This is a genomic window from Pseudomonas sp. 09C 129 (assembly GCF_002843625.1).
GTDB classification, from domain to species: domain Bacteria; phylum Pseudomonadota; class Gammaproteobacteria; order Pseudomonadales; family Pseudomonadaceae; genus Aquipseudomonas; species Aquipseudomonas chlororaphis.
In genome coordinates, this window is the sequence record NZ_CP025261.1 from 5,395,995 (window position 1) to 5,418,064 (window position 22,070).

Here is a 22,070-nt window from a genome sequence, read left to right on the forward strand (position 1 = left end):
TCATCCCTTTTTTCTCAAGAGCGGCCATAGCCAGAATCAATAACGGTGTCGACCGGCACAAATATCCGCCAGGACCGCCTCCGTCACCCGGACATAGGTCGCCGAACCCGGCAACCAGGCGTACACCGGATCGCCGCCGGTTTTCGACGGGTCGAAGGCTTCTTCCTTGAGCCGGGTCTTCTGGTACTTGAAGGTGCCGGTGGTCTCCATCTTCACCTTGACCCGCAGGAACAGCGGCACCGCGTAGCCCGGCAGATGCTCGCGGGCGAACTGCAACAGCTCGGTGAAATCCAGGGTCGCCAGGGATTCGGCCGGGGTGATCGCCGCCATCCCGGCACGGCCGTTGGTGTTGTGCACCTCCACGCCATAGGCCACCGCCTCGGCGACCTGCGGATGTTGCAGGAGGATGTTCTCCACCTCGGTGGTGGAGACGTTTTCGCCCTTCCAGCGATAGGTATCGCCCAGGCGATCGATGAACTGCGCATGGCCAAAACCGATATCGCGCAGCAGGTCGCCGGTATTGAAGTAACGGTCGCCCTTCTCGAACACGTCGGTGAGGATCACCTTCAGGTTCTTTTCCGGCTCGGTATAGCCGTCCAGCGGTGCCTTGTCGTCGATCTTCGCCAGCAGCAGGCCTTGCCCGCCCCTGGCGACCTTCTGCATGAAGCCGGAACCGTTGCGGATCGGCGCACAGGTGTCGTGGGCATACTCCACCAGCGCCCAGGGCGCCAGGGAAAAACCCACGGTATTGTCGAAGTTGAGCACGTTGGTAAAGCCGATATTGCCGTCGCTGGCGGCATACAGCTCACAGATATGCTCGACGCCGAAACGCTGCTTGAACGGCCCCCACACGCCGGGGCGCAGGCCGTTGCCGACCATCTTCACCACGCTGTTGTCACGGTCGTGCTCGCAGGCAGGCTGGTCAACCAGGTAACGGCACAGCTCGCCCACATAACCAATGGTGGTGGCCTTGAACCGGCGGACGTCTTCCCAGAAACGGCTGGCGCTGAACTTGCGGCGAATGGCGAAGCCCGAGGCGCCGCTGATGGCCGAGCCCCAGCACACGCACAACCCGGTGGCGTGATACAGCGGCAAGGTGCAGTACAGGATATCGGCCGGCTGCATGTCGAGGGCGATCATGCCGAAGCTGGCCGAGCTGCGCATCCAGCGACCGTGCTTGAAAATACCGGCCTTGGGCAGCCCGGTGGTGCCGGAGGTGTAGATATAGAAGCACGGATCGTCGAGGTAGATCCGCGCGGTACTTGGTGGGTTGGACGATTCGCTGGCGGCACTGGCGGTCATCAGGTCGATGCAACCGGCAGGCGTTGGCCCGGGCGCCACATCCGGATCGGCGACGAACCAGATGCGCGCCTCGTCGATGGCGACCTGATCGCGAATCGCCGAGTAGGCATCCAGCAGTTCGCCGCCGACGATCATCGCCACCGGCTTCACCAGGTTCACGCTGTGCACCAGCACACTGCCGGTCTGCGCGGTATTGAGCATGGCGCAGATACCGCCGAGCTTGGCCACCGCCAGCACGCTCACCAGCAACTCGGGACGGTTCTCGACGAAGATCGCCACCACGTCGCCCTTGCCGATGCCCTGGCTCGCCAGGTAATGGGCGATCCGGTTGGCCCACTGATTGGCCTGTGCATAACTCAACACCCGGTCGCCGTACAGCAGCGCCGGGCCGTCGGGGTTGCGTTGGGTGGCCTGCTCGAAGGTCCAGCCCAGCCCGCAGGGCTGATCGGCACGCTTGACGTTGGCTATCTGCATGCCCTTGATGACCCGCGGCAACGCCCGGGCGATGGAGGGCAACTTCCGTAGCATCATGCCCCAGGTGATCATGTCGTGCTGATGAGTGCTCATGACGGCTCCTGTTCGACGCAAAAGGATCCTGCACGGGGCCAGGCCGGGCAGGCGGATAAGGGTCGATGGGGCTATTCAGCTGGGGCCCGAGGGCGGGCCGCGACGGCAAACAGGAGAAACAGGGGGCGTGCTATTGGCAGTAACGCAGAGCATGGCGTTCATGGATGACGTCCTATTTTCTTATTATCAGGCGCCCATGATCCAAGGGGACCATGGCGCATGACTGTCCATGTCGGTGAAACGTCTGATTGACCTGTACAGCCCGGAACATCAGGGCTTGGGCTTGTGCAAAGAGTCTGCGCCAAGCTTGTCGCTGGCAAAAAAATACGTCAGCGCTTCCTGGCCTGTACATGGAGTTTTTGCAAAGTTTTGTATCTCCTCCGCGCCGCCAGGTGCCTCGCGCTTGAGGGCCGGGCTTGCCGGCTGAATCTTTTGCGTGAACCGGCAGTCACAGCGTTACTCCCCTGCCCTTGCCCAGGCCCGCGATCTCGCAAAATGCAGGATGCACGATGGCCATTCATGCAAATTGCACGATCCCGAAAACGGCGATTTTTTATAACAATCTGATTTATAACGATTTTTATAAAAAATTGAGGCTGGCACAATCGCTGCACCTATCACTCCAGGTTTGCCATTCAAGAACCAATGGAGCTGATAGACATGAGCCTGATCCAAGAAAAATTCGCTTCCCTGTTCTCCAACTACGAAGTGACCACTCAGCCACGGCCCGATGGCGGCATCCTGCTGACGCTGCGTAACAGCGAAGGTAAACAGCTCAAGCGCTCGATCTCTTATGCGCAGTTGCATGCGGGCGATCAGTTGTCGTGGGTGATCAGCGCGTTGCGTCGCGACCTGGCCGAACAGGCCAGCGAATTGCCACAGATTTCCCTGCTGCAAAGCCAGAACCGTTTTGCCCTGCCGTCGTATCACTCGCTTTAAATCCGCACCGCTGCGGATTCGCGATGATCACCGGCAACTGGATAACAGATAACCCCAATCAGGTCGTGCCAGCCTTGCGCTGACACGGCCTGATTGCTTCTCAGAAACCCTGCGGATCGATATCGGCGAAGCTCGCTACATTCGCATGCCCCGCCAATACCCCGCCTTCGCGCACCAGGCCGCAGGTGGCCAGGCCGGCGGACCGGGCCGCATCCAGCTCCTGGACGATATCGGACAGAAAGAGAATCTGCCCGGGCGCACAGCCGATGGTCTGGGTAATGCGCTGGTAAGACTGCACTTCCCGTTTCGGTCCCGAGGTGGTGTCGAAGAAACCGCTGAACAGCGGCGACAGGTCCCCGACAGTGGAGCAACCGAAAATCAGTTTCTGCGCCTGGATCGAACCCGACGAATAGACGTACAGCCGATAGCCGGCCTGGTGCCAGCGCTGCAACGCCGCCGCCGCATCCGGGTAGACATGGCCCTTGAGCTGTCCGGCCCGGTACCCCTGCTCCCAGACCATGCCTTGCAGCGCCTTGAGTGGCGTGGACTTGCGATCTTCCGCGATCCAGCCCAACAGAATCCCGATCACCCGCTCGACGTCCGCCGCCGGCTCGCCGCTGGCCTCGCGCACCGCCTGCAACTGCTCGGCAACGTCGGCCCGGCTGGCGTGCTTGCACACGAAGTCCGGCAGGTGCCGCACCGCATAGGGGAACAGCACCTCGAAGACAAAGCTCACCGCGCTGGTGGTGCCTTCGATGTCGGTGAGAATGGCCTTGATCGGCATCCGCTCAATCCTCCAGAAGCGGGAACTGGCTGGCGATATCGGAACCGGTGAAGTTGGCGACCCAGCCTTGCGGGTTGTTGAACATGCGGATCGCCACCAGGTATGGGTTCTCGCCCATGTCGAACCAGTGCGCGGTACCGGCCGGCACCGAGATCAGGTCGTTCTTCTCGCAGAGCACGGCATACACGTAGTCGCCGATATGCAGGCTGAACAGGCCGCGGCCGGCGACGAAAAAGCGCACTTCGTCCTCGGCATGCCGGTGTTCGTCGAGGAACTTGGCGCGCAGCTCGGCCTTCTGCGGGTGATCGCCATTGAGGCTGATCACATCGACGGTGATGTAGCCGCGCTCGGTCATCAGGCGGTCGATCTGTTCCTGGTAGGCGCCTATCACTTCCTCCTGGCTGGCGCCCGGCTGGATCCTGGTGGCGGCTTGCCAGCGATCGAAACGCACGCCCTGCTCGGCCAGGGTCGCGGCGATATCGTCGAAATGGGTCAGCACCTTGTTCGGCAGGTCCGGGCTGGATACGTGGTAAACGGACAGGCTGCTCATCTTGGCAATTCCTCGTTATCGGCAGTGCCTTCCGGCTTTTTCCAGGCCGGTCAGGCAGTGCATATCATCAGGCGCTGGCTACTTCAGTCGAAGCAAGCCTTAACGGTTTAACAGGGCGCGAGTCTGCAACTCGCACTCGAACAGAAACTCGAAGGCCTCGATCTGGCGCTGCGCGTCACTCATGCGCGCGCCCCAGGTGTAGAGGCCATGACCGCGAATCAGGTAGCCGACGCAATCGGCATGGGCGTCGAGCCAGGGCTGGATCTTGGTCGCCAGCCGGGCGATGTCCTGATCGTTGTCGAAAATCGGCACGCGCACCCGCGACTCGTGGCTGGCAATGCCGGTAAAAGCCTTTTGCAGCTCGTAACCCTCGAACTCGATGAAGTCCTCGGCGGTCAGGCGTGACAGCACCGTGGCATTCACCGAGTGGGTATGCAACACGGCGCCGATCTGCGGGTTCCAGCTGTACAGCTGGGTGTGCAACAGGGTTTCGGCCGACGGCTTTTTGCCCGGCTCCAGGCTGTTGCCCGACAAGTCGGTGGCCAGCACGTCATCCAGGCCCAACTGGCCTTTGTGCTTGCCCGAAACCGTGAGCAATAGCGCGCTCGGCGACAGGCGCGTGGAATAGTTGCTGCTGGTGGCCGGGGACCAGCCGCGGGCATACAGAAAGCGTCCGACCTCGATGATGTCCTGTGCCAGCTGTTCGCGGGTAAGGCTCATGGCCTCTCCTCTTGCATACGTGTGGCAATGATAACGGCTGCCGCCAGCGCTGCGAGGCTTGCAATACTAAAGGTCAATGTCGCGCCCAGGGCGTTCCAGCTGTAGCCGGAATACAACGCGCCCAATGCGCCGCCGGTGCCGGCCAGGGCCGCGTACAGGGCCTGGCCCTGGCCTTGCTGACGGTCGCCGAAGCTGCGTTGCACGAAATGAATGGCCGCGGCATGAAAGCTGCCGAAGGTCGCGGCATGCAGCACCTGGGCAAACAACAGCAGCCACAGGTGTTCGGCAAAGGCGCCCAGCAGCAACCAGCGCAGGGCTGCCAGCAGGAAACTCGCCAGCAGCACCCGGCGTACCGAAAACCGCGAGAGAATCCAGCTCATTGCCAGGAACATCAAGACTTCGGCGACCACCCCCAGCGCCCACAACAGGCCGATCAAGCCGCGGCTGTAGCCCAGGTGTTCCAGGTGCAGGGTCAGGAAGGTGTAGTAAGGACCGTGGCTCATTTGCATCAGCGCCACGCAGGCATAGAAGGCCAGGACGCCGGGGCTGCGCAGCTGGCCAAGAAAGCCCCCGGCGGCCAAGCGGCTGCCCTGGGCCGCTGGCTGGGCGTTGGGCACCCAGGCGCTGCTGAGCACGATGCCGGCCATGATCAGCACCAGCGCCGCCGGGTAGATGTCCAGGCTCAACCACTCGAACAGCCGCCCCAGCGCCACCACCGTGAGGATGAAACCGATCGAGCCCCACAGGCGGATCTGGCTGTAGCGAGCGGTCTGGCCCTGCAGGTGCGCCAGGGTGATCGCTTCGAATTGCGGCAATACTGCGTGCCAGAAGAACGCATGCAGGGCCATGACCATCGCCAGCCAGGCGTAGCTCTTGCTGACGAAAATCAGCGAAAAACTCAGCAGCGTGCAGATCGCGCCAAAACGCACGATGGCCAGGCGCCGGCCGGTGTAGTCGCCCAGCCAGCCCCAGAGGTTCGGCGCCACGCAGCGCATCAGCATGGGAATCGCCACCAGCTCGCCAATACGCGCGCTGGAAAACCCCAGGTGATCGAAATACAGCGCCAGAAACGGCGCGGTCGAACCCAGCAAGGCGAAATAGAACAGGTAGAAACTGGAGAGCCGCCAGTACGGGAGCGCCGCCACGGCCGTCAGACCGTGGCGACTGGCAGAGACGCCATTACAACTGGCCCAGCACCGGCGTGCTGACGCGCACGTCGGCATTCTGGCCACGATGACGCAGCAGGTGATCCATCAGCACGATGGCCATCATGGCTTCGGCGATCGGCGTGGCGCGGATGCCCACGCACGGGTCGTGACGGCCCTTGGTGATGACGTCCACCGGGTTGCCATCGATGTCGATCGAGCGGCCCGGAGTGGTGATGCTGGAGGTCGGCTTGAGCGCCAGGTGCGCGACGATCGGCTGGCCGGAGGAAATCCCGCCCAGGATGCCGCCCGCGTTGTTGCTGAGGAAACCTTGCGGGGTCAGCTCGTCGCGATGCTCGGTGCCACGCTGGGCGACGCTGGCGAAACCGGCGCCGATTTCCACGCCCTTGACCGCGTTGATGCTCATCAGCGCATGGGCCAGCTCGGCATCCAGGCGGTCGAAGATCGGCTCGCCCAGGCCCGGCATCACGCCCTCGGCGACCACGGTGATCTTGGCGCCCACCGAATCCTGATCGCGACGCAGCTGGTCCATGTAGGCTTCCAGCTCCGGCACCTTGTCCGGGTCGGGGCTGAAGAAGGCGTTGTCTTCCACCGAGTCCCAAGTCTTGAACGGGATTTCGATCGGGCCCAGCTGGCTCATGTAGCCACGCACCACGATGCCCTGGCTGGCCAGGTACTTCTTGGCGATGGCCCCCGCCGCCACGCGCATGGCGGTTTCCCGCGCCGAGCTGCGACCGCCGCCGCGGTAGTCGCGGATGCCGTATTTGTGGTGGTAGGTGTAATCGGCGTGGGCCGGGCGGAACAGATCCTTGATCGCCGAGTAGTCCTTGGACTTCTGGTCGGTGTTGCGGATCAGCAGGCCGATGGAGCAGCCGGTGGTCTTGCCCTCGAACACGCCGGAGAGGATTTCGACTTCATCGGCTTCCTGGCGCTGGGTAGTGTGGCGGCTGGTGCCGGGCTTGCGCCGGTCCAGATCGCGCTGCAGATCGTCCAGCGACAGCTCAAGACCCGGTGGGCAGCCGTCGACAATGGCGACCAACGCCGGACCATGGCTTTCGCCCGCGGTGGTGACAGTGAACAGCTTGCCGTAGGTATTGCCGGACATGCAGGACGCTCCATGAAATCAGCCGAAATAACTCAATCTGGATTACTGAGCCGGGAAGTATACGCAGGCTCCCCAACTAGTTCATCCTCGAACCTTATCCGTGTCCGGAAGTCCAACCGGCACCTTCTCCATGATGGCGTGATGATGCTGCGAGTTCTTCTCTTGAGCCTTACCCTGTTCACCGGCCTGGTCCAGGCGGCCGTACTGCAACGTCCCATCAGCCTCGACACCGGCACTGGCGAGTTATACGGCTCGCTGCTGCTGCCCAAGTCCGACGCCCCGGTGCCGGTGGTCCTGGTCGTCTCCGGCTCCGGCCCCACCGACCGCAACGGCAACAATCCCGACGGTGGGCGCAACGACAGCCTCAAGCGCCTGGCCTGGGTGCTGGCCAAGCACAACATCGCCAGCGTGCGCTACGACAAGCGCGGGGTGGCCGCCAGCCTCGCCGCCACCCCGGACGAGCGCAACCTGACCCTCGACGCCTATGTCGCCGACGCCGTGGCCTGGGGCAAGAAGCTCAAGAGCGACCCGCGCCTGGGCCCGTTGATCATGCTCGGCCACAGCGAAGGCGCGCTGATCGCCACCCTGGCGGCGCCCCAGGTCGATGCGGCGGCGGTGATCTCCATCTCCGGCACCGCCCGCCCGGTGGACCAGGTGCTGCGCCAGCAACTGAGCTATCGCCTGCCGGCGCCGCTGATGCTGCGCAGCAACGAACTGCTCGACAGCCTCAAGGCCGGCCGGGTCGACACCGACGTGCCGCCGCAGTTGGAAGTGATCTTTCGCCCCAGCGTGCAGCCGTACCTGATCACCCTGTTCAGGCAAGACCCGGCCGCCGCGTTCGCCCGCCTGAAGATGCCGGCGCTGATCGTCCAGGGCAGTAATGACATCCAGGTCGGTGTCGGCGATGCGCAGATGCTCAAGGCCGCCAAGCCGGACGCCCAACTGGCGCTGATCGAAGGCATGAACCATGTCCTGCGTATCGTGCCCAACGACGTCAAGCGGCAACTGGCCTCCTACAAGGATCCGCAGCTGCCCCTGGCCTCGGAACTCGGCACCCGCATCATCAGCTTTATTGACGGACTTCACGCCCGTTGACGCGTTTTCCCCTCCAGTCCTGAAAAAAACGGCCGATAAGCCTTTGCCGGCCGTTCACTTGCCGTCGGCAAGTAGCGCTTGGACAGGATCTCGCCGTTATGACCGATACCCAGAACCCTCCCGAAACCGAGGTTGAAAACCCCGCTCCCGAAGCCGTGGCGTTGCCGTGGGCGGACGTCCATGCCGAGCATCACCGGATGCTTCGCCTGGCCCCCCTGCAAACCGATCGCGCCACGGGCGGACGGCCCCTGCGCTTTATCGAGTTCGGTTATGCCGAGCGCAGCAACAAGGAACACAGCCTGTTGCGCATGACCCTCCAACTGCCGGGCCAACGGGTGCGCAAGGAACAGAATCACCTGGATGTCTGGGTCGACCACGCGACTCGTCGGGTGCGCTTCGAGCCGGAAAACCTGCAGATCGAGCCGGCGAACCGCGGCATCGGCCGCTTTCTGCTGGCGCAGGGGGCAAGCTGGGCCCAGAAGAAATGGCCGCACTACCGCGTGGACGGTTTCGAACTGGCGAACAAGGATGCGCTGAACGAGGCCACGCGCCTGCGGCGCGATCATTTCCTGCGGGTCCAGGGTTTCGATGTGGTTTACGCCGATGCCCAGCATCTCAAGGGCAGCGTCAAGCACGTGCAGGTCGGTGAACTGCTGCCCAACTGGAACACCGAAAAGCTGCAATTCGTCGAGATCCTCGAAGCCGCGCAAATGCTGCAGCAGGCCGAGCAGAACCTCGAAGAACAGGAAGTGAAGCTGCGCAAGCACGAAGAAAAGGTCGCCAAGTACAAGCGCGAAGACACCGGGCTGCGCTTTACCATCACCTGCCTGGTAGCGTTTGCGGTGTTCCAGGCCGGGTTGCTGATCTGGATCGCGACCCACCGCTGACCCCTGGCTGCCTCTACGGACTATTGTAGGAGCGAAGCTTGCTCGCGATAGCGTCCGTCCAGGCACACCCCGGTGCCTGGATCGCGGGCAAGTCGGATCGCCGCCCGCTCGCTCCTACAGAAACGCCGATCAGACCCGGGAGTTGAACAGTGCCTGGTGCTGTCGGCACTGCTCGGCGGTGAGCATGAACACGCCATGACCGCCGCGCGCGAAGTCCAGCCAGGCGAAATCGACTTCCGGGTACAGCGCTTCGACATGAACCTGGCTGTTGCCGACCTCGACGATCAACAGGCCCTTCTCGGTCAGATGATCCGCCGCCTCGGCCAGCATGCGCCGCACCAGGTTCAAGCCATCGTCGCCACAGGCCAGGCCCAGCTCCGGTTCATGCTGGTATTCCTCGGGCATGTCGGCGAAGTCCTCGGCATCCACATACGGCGGGTTCGACACGATCAGGTCGAAACGCTGGCCCGGCAAACCCTCGAAGCCGTCACCCTGCACCGTGAACACCCGCTCATCGACGCCATGGCGCTCGATGTTCTGGTTCGCCACCTCGAGGGCTTCGAACGACAAGTCGGCCAGCACCACTTCCGCATGACGGAATTCGTAGGCGCAGGCAATGCCGATGCAGCCGGAACCGGTGCACAGATCGAGAATGCGCGCGGGCTCGGCGCCCAACCAGGGCTCGAAACGTTTTTCGATCAGCTCGCCGATCGGCGAACGCGGGATCAGCACCCGCTCGTCGACAATGAACGACAGGCCGCAGAACCAGGCCTCGCCCAGCAGGTAGGCGGTCGGTACGCGCTCTTCGATGCGCCGCTTGAGCAGACGCTGCAGGTTGACCAGTTCGTCGTCTTCCAGGGCGCAGTCCAGATAGCTGTCAGCGATTTCCCACGGCAGGTGCAAGGCACCCAGTACCAATTGGCGGGCTTCGTCCCAGGCGTTGTCGGTCCCATGGCCGAAAAACAGATCCTCCCCATGAAAGCGGCTGACAGCCCAACGGATGTGGTCGCGCAGGGTGCGCAGGCGGGAAGTGATCACGGGACAGACTCCTGAAAAAACGACTGGCGATTCTAACAGCCAAAACGTCTGAGGACGACGCATGAAAAATCTGAGTCTGCGGGGCGTTCAGGCGGTTTTCTCCACATTCGGCCCGATTCTCCATAGCCCTTGACACGGCTGTAGGCCAGCAACCACGCACCTTACGTTAGTAGCGATTCACAGAAGCGCTCCGCCAGAGGACAATGTCGCAAAAGCCCCACTCACAGGAGCCCCAGAATGTCCGTTCCAAAGACGATGTTTCAACTCAGCGGTCGTGGTTATGCAGCGGCTAATTTGAGCCACGCGACCCTTGTGATCATCGACGCCCAGAAAGAGTACCTCAGCGGCCCCCTGGCCCTGTCCGGCATGGACGCTGCGGTCGCCAACATCAAGCAACTGGTCGCTGCCGCCCGCTCCGCCGGCCGCCCGGTTGTGCATGTGCGCCACCTCGGCACCGTCGGCGGCCTGTTCGACCCCCAGGGCGAACGCGGTGAATTCATCCCCGGCCTCGAACCCCAGGGCGACGAGACCATCATCGGCAAGCTGCTGCCGAGCGCCTTCCATGGCACCGAACTGGAAAAGCGCCTGCAGGACCTGGGCTCCCTGGACCTGATCGTCTGCGGTTTCATGAGCCATTCCAGTGTCAGCACCACCGTGCGCGCGGCGAAGAACCTGGGTTTTCGCTGCACCCTGGTGGAAGACGCCTGCGCCACCCGCGACCTGCCTTACAAGGGCGGCATCCTCAGCGCCGAGCACGTGCAGCAGACCGAAATGGCCATCATGGCGGACAACTTCGCCACCCTCGCCGCCACCAAAGATCTGATCTGATCGACCTGCAATGAGCGGCGCGCCTTCAGGGGCAAGGCCGCTCATCCGTAAAAGCCTCTCATTTGCCGTAATTGCCTTAGCCTCAGGAACCACCCGGTCATCTTTCGGTCGAAGGGCCGATACCCATTGAGGAAGGTCGGAATGAAGATATCCGATGGTTTTGACGCACGTCGTCTGCGGCCCAAAGGCCCGCGGAACTGGCGTTTGCGCCTGGGCGCGGGATTCTCCGCGTTGCTGGCGACCTTCGGTGTGCTGCTGGCGATGGCCGGGGCCGCCAGCCTGTTGGGGCGCCCTCCGGCGCTGGGCGAATTGAATGCAAGTCCGGCGGGTTCCGCGGTGATTCTAGCGGTCGGTCTGTTACTGCTGTATGTCGGCGTCTGGCTGTGGCGTCGCTGCCGGCGGCGCATGCGCCAGCCGCAGACCCTGAACATGGCTCCCCACCTGATGAAGAAGCATGACTGAATCGACGGCAACACGTTTTGTCCCGCCCCTCTCCCGTCGAGTTGGGTAAACTGCTCGGTCTTCGCGGAGGCTGACATGCAAGACGACGATTTTTCCCTGTTCAAAAGCGCGATCCAAGGCGTCAAGCCGATCAAGCACGATCGCGCCGAAACCGGCAAACCCAAGGCTGACCGGGCGCAGATCGCCAAGCTGCGCCAGGCAGCCAGCGTGCGCACCGAAACCACGACCGTCGACGGGCTGTCCGATCAGTTCGTGATCGATGTCGGCCCGGAAGACGAGCTGATGTGGGCCCGCGACGGGGTTCAGGAAAGCCAGATGCGCAAGCTCAAGGTCGGCCAGATCCCTTTCGAGGGCAGCCTCGACCTGCACGGCATGAACGTGGAAAAGGCCCGGGAAACCCTCTGGGCATTCCTCGCCGAAGCCACCAAGTTCGAAATCCGCTGCGTGCGCGTCACCCACGGCAAGGCCGTGCGCCTGGACGGCAAGCGGCCGATGATCAAGAGCCACGTCAACACCTGGCTGCGCCAGCATCCCCAGGTGCTCGGCTTCACCTCGTGCCAGGCCAAACATGGCGGTGCCGGGGCGGTCTACGTGATGCTCAAACGCACCATGATGGAAGGCCGCGACGAGTAAAGCCGCTTCGTCGCGCTTGCAGCGCCCGGTCCGCCACCGTACCCTTGCCCTTTGCGTAAAATCCCACAGGTAGTTTCATGTCCCTGGAACAGAATTACACGGCGATCCTCGGCCAATTGGGCGAAGACGTCTCCCGCGAGGGCCTGCTCGACACGCCAAAACGTGCCGCCAAAGCCATGCAGTACCTCTGCCGCGGTTATGAGCAAACGCTGGAAGAAGTCACCAACGGTGCCTTGTTCAGCTCCGATAACAGCGAGATGGTGCTGGTCAAGGACATCGAGCTCTACTCGCTGTGCGAGCACCATCTGCTGCCTTTCATCGGCAAGGCTCACGTCGCCTACATTCCGAGTGGCAAGGTGCTGGGCCTGTCGAAAGTCGCGCGCATCGTCGACATGTACGCGCGCCGCCTGCAGATCCAGGAAAACCTCAGCCGCCAGATCGCCGACGCGGTCCAGCAAGTGACCGGCGCCCTGGGCGTCGCGGTGGTGATCGAGGCCAAGCACATGTGCATGATGATGCGCGGTGTGGAGAAGCAGAACTCGTCGATGATCACTTCGGTGATGCTGGGCGAGTTCCGCGAAAACGCGGCAACCCGCAGCGAGTTTCTCAGCCTGATCAAGTAAACGGCTGCCCGAAAGAACCGGCGTTCATCGCCGGTTTTTTTTCGCCTGGCAAAAATCAGGTAAGCTGCCGCCCCTTCTTTCATGGGCAAGAGGCAATATCGTGATCGTCAAAGCGCTTCGAGTCGGCCTGGGCCAGCTCATCATCTTCATCGACTTCATCACCCGCCCACGCAAGCAGCAGCGCCCCGCCGCCGCTCAAGCCCAGGTCGAACAGGCCGCCAAGGGCCTGACCCTGTACCAGTTCCACGCCTGCCCCTTCTGCGTGAAAACCCGCCGCACCCTGCACCGCCTGAACGTTCCGGTGGCCCTGCGTGACGCGAAAAACAACGAGCAGGATCGCCAGGCCCTGCTGGAGCAAGGCGGCAAGATCAAGGTGCCGTGCCTGCGTATCGAAGAAAACGGCCAGACCACCTGGATATACGAGTCCAAGGTGATCATCGATTATCTGGACAAGCGCTTTGCAACAGCTTGAATGGTTGGTGGCGTTCTGAAGGACGTCATCGCGCCAGAACAGCCCCCACAAGATCCAGACCATAAAAAAACCGACCCAAGGGTCGGTTTTTTGTTTCCCGCAGAGACTCAGTCGAGCATCCCGATATGCCGCGGGTGGCTTTCCACCCGCTGCATCCACGCCTGGATGCCCGGGTAGCGCGCCAGGTCGAAGCCACCTTCATGGGCGACATGGGTATAGGCATAGAGCGCGATATCGGCAATCGAGTACTGCTCGCCCACCAGATACGGCGTGCGCGCCAACTGGTGTTCCATCACATCCAGGGCCTTGTAACCGCGTTTTTGCAGCTTCTCGTATTCGTGCTGGCGTTCTTGCGGCAGCCCCAGATAGAGCTGGATGAAACGTGCCACGGCAATGTACGGCTCATGGCTGTATTGCTCGAAAAACTGCCATTGCAGCACTTGCGTGCGTAAACGCGGCTCGCTCGGCAGGAACTCGCTGCCATCGGCGAGAAAGTTGAGAATCGCGTTCGACTCCCACAGGCAGGTGCCGTCTTCCAGCTCCAGCACCGGGATCTTGCCGTTGGGGTTCTTCGCCAGAAACGCCTCGGTCTGCGTATCCCCGTTCAAGATGTCCACGGCGTGCCACTCGTAAGGCTGACCGAGCAGATTGAGCATCAGCTTGACCTTGTAGCAGTTGCCGGACCGGTAATCCCCATAAACCTTGTACATGGCCCTCTCCCCTTAGGCTGCCTGTGCAGCCTGTGCTTGACGTACCACGGTGGCCAGCCGCTTGAGACCTTCGTCCAGACGCGCCGGATCGATATGACTGAAATTCAACCGCAGGTGACCTGGATTGCGGTCCGGCTCGGAGAAGAAGGGTTCGCCCGGCATGAATGCCACGTCCTGCTCCAGCGCCGCTTTCAGCAAAGTGCGGGTGTCCAGCGGCTGTTTCAAGGTCAACCAGAAAAACAGCCCGCCCTGGGGCACCTGCCAATCGGCCAGATCGCCGAAATGACGTTGCAGGGCGGCCTGAAAACCATCGCGGCGCACCCGGTAGAAATCGCGCAATTCGCCCAGGTGCTGCTGGTACTGCTCGGTACCTATCCATTGCAGCGCCTGCCATTGGCCGACGCGGTTGGTGTGCAGGTCTGCCGATTGCTTCAACCGCAGCAGATGGGGAAACAGGTCCGGGCTGGCGATCAGGTAACCGACCCGCAACCCTGGCAGCAGGGTCTTCGACACCGTGCCGGTGTAGATCCAACTGGCCTTGCGCAGGCGCCCGACAATAGGCGTGGCGTTGCCGCCATCGAACGTCAGTTCGCGGTAAGGCTCGTCTTCGATCAGGGTCACTCCGAACTCGTCGAGCAGCGCCGCCACGGCATCGCGCTTGGCCTCGCTGTAGCGCACCGCCGAAGGATTCTGGAAGGTCGGGATCAGGTAGATGAACGCGGGACGATGCTGCTCCAGGCAGGCGCGCAATTGCGCCAGATCCGGCCCATCGGCCTGAAGCGGCACGGTCAGGCAATCGGCGCCGAACAGCTGGAAGATCTGCAGTGCCGCGAGATAAGTCGGCGCTTCCAGCATGATCTCGGTGCCCTTGTCGATGTACAGCTTGGCCGCCAGATCGAGGGTCTGCTGGGAGCCGCTGACCACCAGTACCTGGCTGGCCTCGCACGGCACGCCCAGCCCCCGGGCCTGCGCCGCCAGGGCCTCGCGCAGCTGTGGCTCGCCTTCACTCATGCCGTATTGGCCCATGGACACCGGCATCGCCTGCCAATCGACCTTCGGCAGCATCGCCTCGGCGGGCAGGCCTCCGGCGAACGACATCACTTCCGGACGCTGCGCGGCGGCAAGGATTTCACGGATCAGTGAGCTTTTAAGACGCGAAACACGTTCGGAGAAGGCCATGAGGTCACCGGTAGCAAAGGCGGAGGAAAATACGTCAAACTGCTTGACCGAAATTACGCCGACTTTCGCAGATACGTCAATATGCTTGACCTTAAAAACCAGACCACCCAACAAGCCGCCATGGAAGCCTTCTTCTTTGGTTACCAGGCGTTCACCGCCAAGGCCGACGAAATGCTCGAGCGTCGCGGCCTGAGTCGCGTGCATCAGCGCATCGTGTTTTTCATCGCCCGCTATCCAGGGCTGAGCGTGAAAGAACTGCTCACGGCACTGGGCGTGAGCAAGCAGGCGCTGAATATCCCGCTGCGCCAATTGATGGAGATGCACCTGGTCAACAGCGTTGCCTCGCAGAGTGACAAGCGCAAACGCCTGCTGGAGCTGACGGAAGACGGCGCGCGCTTTGAGCAATCGCTGCGGCGCGAGCAGGTCAAGCTGCTGCAACGGGTATTCGCCGAGGCCGGCGAGGCGGCAGTGGATGGCTGGCTGGCGGTGAACAAGGCTCTGGGCGACAACCGCTGAACCACAGCCTGCGAGCGCACAGCGGTCGTCAACCTGCATACCCGATGCTTCTGCAAGACCCGCGTCAGCCCCATTACGACCGCTGCGCGCTCGATCGCAGGCTGCGCCAGCGGCTACAGGCCATATAGCCTTTCTGGCGAACTTTTCGCACACAACCTAAAAAACATTATTTGCTTTCTTTGTATACAAAAGCATAATTCGCCACGTGCGAGTTCCTGACCTAAAGGTCAATAAAAGCCCGCAAGCCTTACATACCTCAAAGAGCCGCTGCCCACCCTCACGTGCCCGGCTCTGGAAAAAATAATAAAACTCTTGAGGAGTACTCGCTGTGGAAAGCCGCAAATCCGAAGCCCCTACGCTGGAACTCTCGCCGCCGCTGAACAGTGGCTGGCTGGAGCGCATCTTCAAACTCAGGTTGCATGGCACCACGGTGAAGACCGAGTTGATCGCCGGTCTGACGACCTTCATCACCATGGCCTACATCATCTTCGTCAACCCCAACATCATGGCCGACGCCGGCATCGACCACGGCGCGGCCTTCGTCGCCACCTGCATCGCCGCGGCCCTGGGTTGCCTGTTGATGGGGCTGTACGCCAACTGGCCGGTAGGCCTGGCGCCCGGCATGGGGCTGAACGCCTTTTTCACCTACACCGTGGTCGGAACCATGGGTTACAACTGGGAAACCGCCCTCGGTGCGGTGTTCGTCTCCGGCGTGCTGTTCATGTTCCTGACCTTCTCGCGGATCCGCGAGTGGCTGCTCAACAGCATTCCGGCCAGCCTGCGCTTCGCCATGGGCGCCGGCGTGGGTTTGTTCCTGGGGCTGATCGGCTTGAAGACCGCGGGCATCGTGGTCGATAGCCCGGCCACCCTGATCAAGCTCGGCTCCCTGCGCGAACCCGGCCCGCTGCTGGCGGCGATCTGCTTCCTGATGATTGCCGTGCTCAGTTATCACCGGGTATTCGGCGCGATCCTCATCAGCATCATCACCGTGACCCTGGCTGGCTGGGGCCTGGGCCTGGTGCACTACGAGGGCATCATGTCGGCCCCGCCGAGCCTGGCACCGACCTGGATGGCCATGGATGTGGCCGGGGTGTTCAACGTCAGCATGATCAGCGTGGTGCTGGCGTTCCTTTTCGTGCACATGTTCGATACCGCCGGCACCCTGATGGGCGTGGCCCAGCGCGCCGGCCTGGTCAACCCCGACGGCAAGATCGAGAACCTCTCCCGTGCCCTGAAGGCGGACAGCGCCTCCAGCGTATTCGGTGCGGTGGTCGGCGTTCCGCCCGTGACCAGCTACGTGGAAAGTGCCGCGGGCGTCGCCGCAGGTGGTCGGACTGGTCTTACCGCAGTGACCGTAGGTGTGCTATTTATCGCAGCCATGTTTTTCGCACCGCTAGCTGGCATGATCCCCGCTTATGCCACCGCCGGCGCGCTGATTTATGTGGCGATGCTGATGATGGGCGGCATGGCCCACATCGATTGGGAAGAGGCCACCGACAGCATCCCGGCGATCGTGACCGCGATCATGATGCCGCTGACCTTCTCGGTCGCCGACGGTATCGCCCTGGGCTTCATCACCTACGTGGCCTTGAAGGCCGGGACGGGCAAGTACAAGGAAATTTCCATCAGCCTGTGGGTGCTGTGCGCGATCTTTATCGCCAAGTTCATTTTCTTGTAGGTACATCGGTTTCAAACGGCCTCACCCCGTCGGGTGAGGCTTTTGCGCATAAGGAGAAAGGCAATGAGCGTGGAAACCTGGCTGCTGTTCAGCGGCGCGGCACTGGTGGTGATCCTGATTCCGGGCCCGCTGTCCCTGCTGATGATCAGCAACAGTCTGAATTACGGTTTGCGCCGGTCCTACCCGGCGTTTCTCGGCGGTGTGTTTGCCTCGATCTGCCTGCTGAGCGCCTCGGCCCTGGGCCTGGGCGCCCTGCTGCTGGCCTCGGAACAGCTGTTCAGCGCCCTGAAAATCGTCGGCGCGCTGTACCTGTTCTATCTCGCCTGGCAAAGCTGGCAGCAATCGCGGCAGCCGTCTCATGGCGCCGAAGTGCCCGAGGCCGCACCAAAACCACGCTTTCGCGCACTGTTCGGGCGCGCTTTTGTGCTGGGTGCCAGCAACCCGAAAGACATTCTGTTCTTCGCCGCGTTTCTGCCGCAGTTTCTCAGTACCGAGCAGCCCTTCCTGCCACAGTTGCTGATCATGATCGCCACCTGGACCGTGCTCGACCTGCTGTGCAAGCTGGCTTATGGCCTGGGCGCCCACGGGGCGGCGCGCTACCTGCGCAGCGGCAAGGGCCAGAGCTGGTTCAACCGGGTCAGCGCCGGGCTGTTCAGCGGCGCCGGTGCCGCGTCGCTGTTGAGCCGCTGAAAGCATCGCGGGCAAGCCTCGCTCCTACAGAAGCCAATCCTGTAGGAGCGAGCGGGCGGCGATCCGACTTGCCCGCGATAGCGTCCTCACAAGCACCACCTTTCTGGGAACGAAAAAAAGCCCGCAGTGTGAGCGGGCGAAAGACCAAAGAAGCTATTTGCGCAGGCTTCGTGGGGGGAAAGTCCTAGCTTCCTCTGTAGGTCGAATAGCTGTAGGGCGAGATCAGCAGCGGTACGTGGTAATGCTCCTGCTCGGCCGAGATGCCAAAGCGCAGCACCACCACATCGAGAAACGCAGGTTCGGGCAGTTGTACGCCGCGGGCACGGTAGTAATCACCGGCATGGAATTGCAGCTGGTAAACCCCGGTGCGGTAGTCATCGCCTTGCAGCAGCGGCGCATCGCAACGGCCGTCGCTGTTGGTCAGGGCACTGGCGACCAGTTCCAGCTGCGTACCTTCGACCCGGTACAACTCGACCTTGATGGCGCTGCCTGGGCAGCCATGCGCGGCATCCAACACGTGTGTAGTCAAACGTCCCATTGATTCTGCGTGTCTGTGCGCGCTCACACGTCCAGACCTCGCGCCTCCTGAAGTCAGTTGATAAGGAGACCGCACCGTTTCGGAGCACGAAAGGATGCGGCGAGGAATTTATTAAGACACTTTTCAAAAAAATTGTACACAATAAAAATCACCCATTTCCGGGTACTTCGAGCAAGCCCCCGTATTCCCTTGATCAGCGGCTACACCATGAGGACAGAAGACTTTTCATCCATTAGCTGACCAACCAGGCAGGTTTCTTGCAATACCCAGGCACGAACACAATCGATGAAAAATGCAAAAAATCGGGCTTACAAACCGAATGAAAAGTTGTATACAATCAGTCCATCGCTGTGACGCCAGCCTGTCCTTCTCCCCAGGCCCCGCCACGCCACCGTTATCACGATAAGAAGGAAGACTGCAGTGAGCGCTGACTACCCACGCGACCTGATCGGTTACGGCTCCAACCCTCCTCACCCTCACTGGCCGGGCAATGCCCGCATCGCCCTGTCGTTCGTGCTCAATTACGAAGAAGGCGGCGAGCGCAATATCCTGCACGGCGACAAGGAGTCGGAAGCCTTCCTTTCGGAAATGGTCGCCGCCCAGCCCCTGCAGGGCGAACGCAACATGAGCATGGAATCGCTGTACGAGTATGGCAGCCGTGCCGGCGTCTGGCGGATCCTCAAGCTGTTCAAGGAATTCGACATTCCGCTGACCATCTTCGCCGTCGCCATGGCCGCCCAGCGCCATCCGGACGTGATCCGCGCCATGGTCGAGGCCGGCCACGAGATCTGCAGCCACGGCTACCGCTGGATCGACTACCAGTACATGGACGAAGCCCAGGAACGCGAGCATATGCTCGAGGCGATCCGCATCCTCACCGAAATCACCGGTGAGCGCCCGCTGGGCTGGTATACCGGCCGCACCGGCCCGAACACCCGGCGCCTGGTGATGGAGGAAGGCGGTTTCCTCTACGACTGCGACACCTACGACGATGACCTGCCCTACTGGGAAACCAACAACCCGACCGGCAAGGCGCACCTGGTGATCCCCTACACCCTGGACACCAACGACATGCGCTTCACCCAGGTCCAGGGCTTCAACAAGGGCGACGACTTCTACCAGTACCTCAAGGATGCCTTCGACGTGCTGTACGCCGAAGGCGCCGAGGCACCGAAGATGCTGTCCATCGGCCTGCACTGCCGCCTGATCGGCCGCCCGGCACGCCTGGCCGCCCTGAAGCGTTTTATCGAGTACGTCAAAGGTCACGATCAGGTCTGGTTCACCCGCCGAGTGGACATCGCCCGCCACTGGCAGCAAACCCATCCGTTCCCGGGGGCGGCGAAATGAGCACCTTCCAAACCCTGAAACCCTCGACCCTGAGCCGCGACGCCTTCGTCAATGCCTTCGCCGATATCTATGAACATTCGCCATGGGTCGCCGAAAAGGCCTTCGACCTGGGCCAGGATGCCTCGATCGACCGGATCGACACCCTGCACCAGCGCATGAGCGACATCCTGTTGAGCGCCGACCACCAGAGCCAGTTGGCCCTGATCAACGCTCACCCGGACCTGGCCGGCAAAGCCGCCGTCCAGGGGCAACTGACCGCGGCCAGCACTGAAGAACAGTCTGGCGCGGGTATTCACCAATGCACGGCCGAAGAGTTCCAGCGCTTCACCGAGCTGAACGACGCCTACAAGGCCAAGTTCAAGTTTCCCTTCATCATGGCGGTAAAAGGCAGCAACCGGCATCAGATCCTCGCGGCGTTCGAAGCCCGCATCCACAACTCGGTGGACACCGAATTCAGGTGCGCGCTGGCGGAGATCAACAAGATCGCCCTGTTCCGATTACTGACTCTCTAGCAAGCCTGGCCCGAGTACGAAACGTACCCAGGGCCCTGCAAGCATCCCAAGCCACTCTATAAAGGCAGACAAGAAGAATGAAAGCTTACGCCGTACCTTTCGAGAAGTTCGTCAACCTGGCCGACGCCCGCCTGGGCACCAAGATCATTTCGGTGACCGATGACTGGTTCGCTGACGCCAACCGTCTGTTCCAGCCGACCCCGGCCGTATGGAAGGAGGGCGTTTTCGATGACAACGGCAAGTGGATGGACGGCTGGGAGTCGCGCCGCAAGCGCTTCGAAGGCTACGACAGCGCGGTGATCCGCCTGGGCGTGCCTGGCCAGATCAAAGGCGTGGACATCGACACCTCATTCTTCACCGGCAACTTCCCGCCATCGGCCTCCCTGGAAGCCTGCTTCCTGGCCGAAGGCGAACCGAATGAAAACACCCAGTGGGTGGAAGTGCTGTCGGCCGTCGAGCTGCAAGGCAACAGCCACCACTACCACGAGATCAGCAACGACCAGGCGTTCAGCCACCTGCGCTTCAACATCTACCCGGATGGCGGCGTGGCCCGCCTGCGCGTGTATGGCATTCCGTACCGCGACTGGTCGGCGGTCGGCGACAACGAGCAGATCGACCTGGCAGCCGCCCTCAACGGCGGCCGCGCCCTGGCCTGCTCCGACGAACACTTCGGCCGCATGAGCAACATCCTCAACCCGGGCCGCGGCATCAACATGGGCGATGGCTGGGAAACCGCACGCCGCCGCACGCCAGGCAATGACTGGGTGATCGTCGCCCTGGGCCATCCGGGCGAGATCGAGAAAATCATCGTCGACACCCTGCACTTCAAGGGCAACTACCCGGACAGCTGCTCGATCCAGGGCGCCTTCGTCAAGGGCGGTACCGACAGCCAGATCGAAACCCAGTCGCTGTTCTGGCGTGAACTGCTGCCGAGCCAGAAGCTGGAAATGCACGCCGAACACACCTTCGCCGAGCAGATCAAGGCCCTGGGCCCGATCACCCATATCCGCCTGAACGTGTTCCCGGACGGTGGCGTCAGCCGCCTGCGGATCCTCGGCAAGGTCGCGAAGTAATGCCGAACCTGTAGGTGTAGGAGCGAGCTTGCTCGCGATGGCGTCAGACCGGGCGATAGATGAACACCGGACAACCGCATCGCGAACAAGCTCGCTCCTACAGGACAGCACAAGACGACAACAACGAACTCACAGATTAAGAAGAACAGCATGCGCACATTGATGATCGAACCGCTGAGCAAAGAAGCCTTCGCCCCCTTCGGTGACGTGATCGAAACCGACGGCAGCGATCACTTCATGATCAACAACGGTTCGACCATGCGCTTCCATCGTCTGGCTACCGTGGAAACCGCCACGCCGGACGACAAGGCGATCATCAGCATCTTCCGCGCCGACGCGCTGGACATGCCCTTGACCGTCCGCATGCTGGAGCGCCATCCGCTGGGCAGCCAGGCTTTCATTCCGCTGCTCGGCAATCCCTTTCTGATCGTGGTCGCGCCACTTGGCGATGCACCTGTATCGGGCTTGGTCCGCGCCTTTGTCAGCAACGGCAGGCAGGGCATTAATTACCATCGCGGCGTCTGGCACCACCCGGTGCTGACGATCGAAAAGCGGGATGACTTCCTGGTGGTTGATCGCAGTGGCACAGGCAACAACTGCGATGAGCATTTCTTTGAAGAGGATGAGTGTTTGATCCTCGCCCCCCACCAATAAGA

25 protein-coding genes are annotated in these 22,070 nt (G+C 62.0%); 15 read left to right on the plus strand and 10 right to left on the minus strand.

Going from position 1 to position 22,070, the window contains the following annotated elements; genetic code table 11:
- Positions 1–36 precede the first annotated feature (36 nt).
- Positions 37–1,869: a long-chain-acyl-CoA synthetase gene (locus CXQ81_RS23915; protein ID WP_101338757.1), complete on the minus strand. Its 1,833-nt coding sequence runs from the start codon at positions 1,867–1,869 to the stop codon at positions 37–39.
- A 660-nt stretch (positions 1,870–2,529) separates the two neighbouring features.
- Here CXQ81_RS23915 and CXQ81_RS23925 point away from each other — a divergent pair.
- Entirely contained in the window at positions 2,530–2,808 is a 279-nt protein-coding gene (locus CXQ81_RS23925) for a DUF3509 domain-containing protein (protein ID WP_009045039.1), read from the plus strand.
- Positions 2,809–2,908: 100 nt separating this feature from the next.
- Here CXQ81_RS23925 and mtnC read toward each other — a convergent pair whose 3' ends face one another.
- From mtnC to aroC, 5 genes are all read right to left on the minus strand, one after another.
- Complete coding sequence (gene mtnC / locus CXQ81_RS23930) at positions 2,909–3,592, minus strand: acireductone synthase (RefSeq protein WP_101338759.1); 684 nt, start codon at positions 3,590–3,592, stop codon at positions 2,909–2,911.
- Between the two features lie 4 nt (positions 3,593–3,596).
- Positions 3,597–4,142 (minus strand): acireductone dioxygenase, encoded by a 546-nt coding sequence (locus CXQ81_RS23935; protein ID WP_007932260.1) that lies wholly within the window; start codon positions 4,140–4,142, stop codon positions 3,597–3,599.
- 99 nt (positions 4,143–4,241) lie between these two features.
- Positions 4,242–4,862, minus strand: a complete 621-nt coding sequence (locus CXQ81_RS23940; RefSeq protein ID WP_007932262.1) for a methylthioribulose 1-phosphate dehydratase — start codon at positions 4,860–4,862, stop codon at positions 4,242–4,244.
- Positions 4,859–6,007, minus strand: a complete 1,149-nt coding sequence (locus CXQ81_RS23945) for an MFS transporter (protein WP_101338760.1) — start codon at positions 6,005–6,007, stop codon at positions 4,859–4,861. Before CXQ81_RS23945 ends, CXQ81_RS23940 begins: the two co-directional genes overlap by 4 nt.
- A gap of 34 nt (positions 6,008–6,041) precedes the next feature.
- Positions 6,042–7,133, minus strand: coding sequence for a chorismate synthase (gene aroC, locus CXQ81_RS23950; RefSeq protein WP_007932265.1), 1,092 nt, complete (start codon positions 7,131–7,133; stop codon positions 6,042–6,044).
- Positions 7,134–7,274: 141 nt separating this feature from the next.
- Between aroC and CXQ81_RS23955 the strand changes: the two genes are divergently transcribed.
- Positions 7,275–8,228 (plus strand): alpha/beta hydrolase, encoded by a 954-nt coding sequence (locus CXQ81_RS23955; protein WP_101338761.1) that lies wholly within the window; start codon positions 7,275–7,277, stop codon positions 8,226–8,228.
- A gap of 98 nt (positions 8,229–8,326) precedes the next feature.
- Positions 8,327–9,115 carry a hypothetical protein gene (locus CXQ81_RS23960; protein ID WP_087092395.1) on the plus strand — a complete coding sequence of 263 codons (789 nt, stop codon included), beginning with the start codon at positions 8,327–8,329 and terminating at the stop codon, positions 9,113–9,115.
- Between the two features lie 129 nt (positions 9,116–9,244).
- On the opposite strand, the gene prmB is transcribed toward CXQ81_RS23960, so the two are convergent.
- Positions 9,245–10,153: a 50S ribosomal protein L3 N(5)-glutamine methyltransferase gene (gene prmB, locus CXQ81_RS23965; RefSeq protein WP_101338762.1), complete on the minus strand. Its 909-nt coding sequence runs from the start codon at positions 10,151–10,153 to the stop codon at positions 9,245–9,247.
- 237 nt (positions 10,154–10,390) lie between these two features.
- On the opposite strand from prmB, the gene CXQ81_RS23970 reads away from it, so the two are divergent.
- From CXQ81_RS23970 to CXQ81_RS23990, 5 genes are all read left to right on the plus strand, one after another.
- Positions 10,391–10,981 (plus strand): cysteine hydrolase family protein, encoded by a 591-nt coding sequence (locus CXQ81_RS23970; protein ID WP_053262217.1) that lies wholly within the window; start codon positions 10,391–10,393, stop codon positions 10,979–10,981.
- 141 nt (positions 10,982–11,122) lie between these two features.
- Positions 11,123–11,443 (plus strand): hypothetical protein, encoded by a 321-nt coding sequence (locus CXQ81_RS23975; protein WP_007932271.1) that lies wholly within the window; start codon positions 11,123–11,125, stop codon positions 11,441–11,443.
- A 75-nt stretch (positions 11,444–11,518) separates the two neighbouring features.
- Positions 11,519–12,076: a Smr/MutS family protein gene (locus CXQ81_RS23980; protein WP_007932272.1), complete on the plus strand. Its 558-nt coding sequence runs from the start codon at positions 11,519–11,521 to the stop codon at positions 12,074–12,076.
- 77 nt (positions 12,077–12,153) lie between these two features.
- A complete protein-coding gene (gene folE / locus CXQ81_RS23985; protein ID WP_003204506.1) occupies positions 12,154–12,699 on the plus strand; it encodes a GTP cyclohydrolase I FolE in 546 nt (181 codons plus the stop codon).
- Between the two features lie 100 nt (positions 12,700–12,799).
- Positions 12,800–13,171: a glutathione S-transferase N-terminal domain-containing protein gene (locus CXQ81_RS23990; protein WP_101338763.1), complete on the plus strand. Its 372-nt coding sequence runs from the start codon at positions 12,800–12,802 to the stop codon at positions 13,169–13,171.
- A gap of 107 nt (positions 13,172–13,278) precedes the next feature.
- Here the strand turns inward: CXQ81_RS23990 and CXQ81_RS23995 are convergent, their stop codons facing one another.
- Positions 13,279–13,881: a glutathione S-transferase family protein gene (locus tag CXQ81_RS23995; protein ID WP_007932276.1), complete on the minus strand. Its 603-nt coding sequence runs from the start codon at positions 13,879–13,881 to the stop codon at positions 13,279–13,281.
- A gap of 12 nt (positions 13,882–13,893) precedes the next feature.
- Entirely contained in the window at positions 13,894–15,060 is a 1,167-nt protein-coding gene (locus CXQ81_RS24000) for a PLP-dependent aminotransferase family protein (RefSeq protein ID WP_007932279.1), read from the minus strand.
- An 81-nt stretch (positions 15,061–15,141) separates the two neighbouring features.
- Here CXQ81_RS24000 and CXQ81_RS24005 point away from each other — a divergent pair, with 81 nt between their 5' ends.
- The 3 genes from CXQ81_RS24005 (at position 15,142) to CXQ81_RS24015 (ending at position 17,944) form a co-directional block, all read left to right on the plus strand.
- Complete coding sequence (locus CXQ81_RS24005; protein ID WP_009045052.1) at positions 15,142–15,576, plus strand: MarR family transcriptional regulator; 435 nt, start codon at positions 15,142–15,144, stop codon at positions 15,574–15,576.
- Positions 15,577–15,904: 328 nt separating this feature from the next.
- The gene (locus CXQ81_RS24010) at positions 15,905–17,254 is read left to right on the plus strand and encodes an NCS2 family permease (protein WP_009050208.1); all 1,350 of its coding nucleotides are present in this window, start codon (positions 15,905–15,907) and stop codon (positions 17,252–17,254) included.
- Between the two features lie 63 nt (positions 17,255–17,317).
- Positions 17,318–17,944 (plus strand): LysE family translocator, encoded by a 627-nt coding sequence (locus CXQ81_RS24015; protein ID WP_092417419.1) that lies wholly within the window; start codon positions 17,318–17,320, stop codon positions 17,942–17,944.
- A 184-nt stretch (positions 17,945–18,128) separates the two neighbouring features.
- Here the strand turns inward: CXQ81_RS24015 and uraH are convergent, their stop codons facing one another.
- Positions 18,129–18,482 (minus strand): hydroxyisourate hydrolase, encoded by a 354-nt coding sequence (uraH, locus tag CXQ81_RS24020; RefSeq protein WP_023966464.1) that lies wholly within the window; start codon positions 18,480–18,482, stop codon positions 18,129–18,131.
- A gap of 420 nt (positions 18,483–18,902) precedes the next feature.
- On the opposite strand from uraH, the gene puuE reads away from it, so the two are divergent.
- The 4 genes from puuE to CXQ81_RS24040 all read left to right on the plus strand — a co-directional run bounded on the left by puuE (position 18,903) and on the right by CXQ81_RS24040 (position 22,068).
- Positions 18,903–19,829 carry an allantoinase PuuE gene (gene puuE, locus CXQ81_RS24025; RefSeq protein ID WP_063432619.1) on the plus strand — a complete coding sequence of 309 codons (927 nt, stop codon included), beginning with the start codon at positions 18,903–18,905 and terminating at the stop codon, positions 19,827–19,829.
- Positions 19,826–20,341, plus strand: a complete 516-nt coding sequence (gene uraD, locus CXQ81_RS24030; RefSeq protein ID WP_007921783.1) for a 2-oxo-4-hydroxy-4-carboxy-5-ureidoimidazoline decarboxylase — start codon at positions 19,826–19,828, stop codon at positions 20,339–20,341. Before puuE ends, uraD begins: the two co-directional genes overlap by 4 nt.
- Positions 20,342–20,418: 77 nt before the next feature.
- Positions 20,419–21,414, plus strand: coding sequence for an allantoicase (alc, locus tag CXQ81_RS24035; protein WP_009045057.1), 996 nt, complete (start codon positions 20,419–20,421; stop codon positions 21,412–21,414).
- Positions 21,415–21,564: 150 nt separating this feature from the next.
- A complete protein-coding gene (locus CXQ81_RS24040; protein ID WP_007921785.1) occupies positions 21,565–22,068 on the plus strand; it encodes an ureidoglycolate lyase in 504 nt (167 codons plus the stop codon).
- Positions 22,069–22,070: the final 2 nt, after the last annotated feature.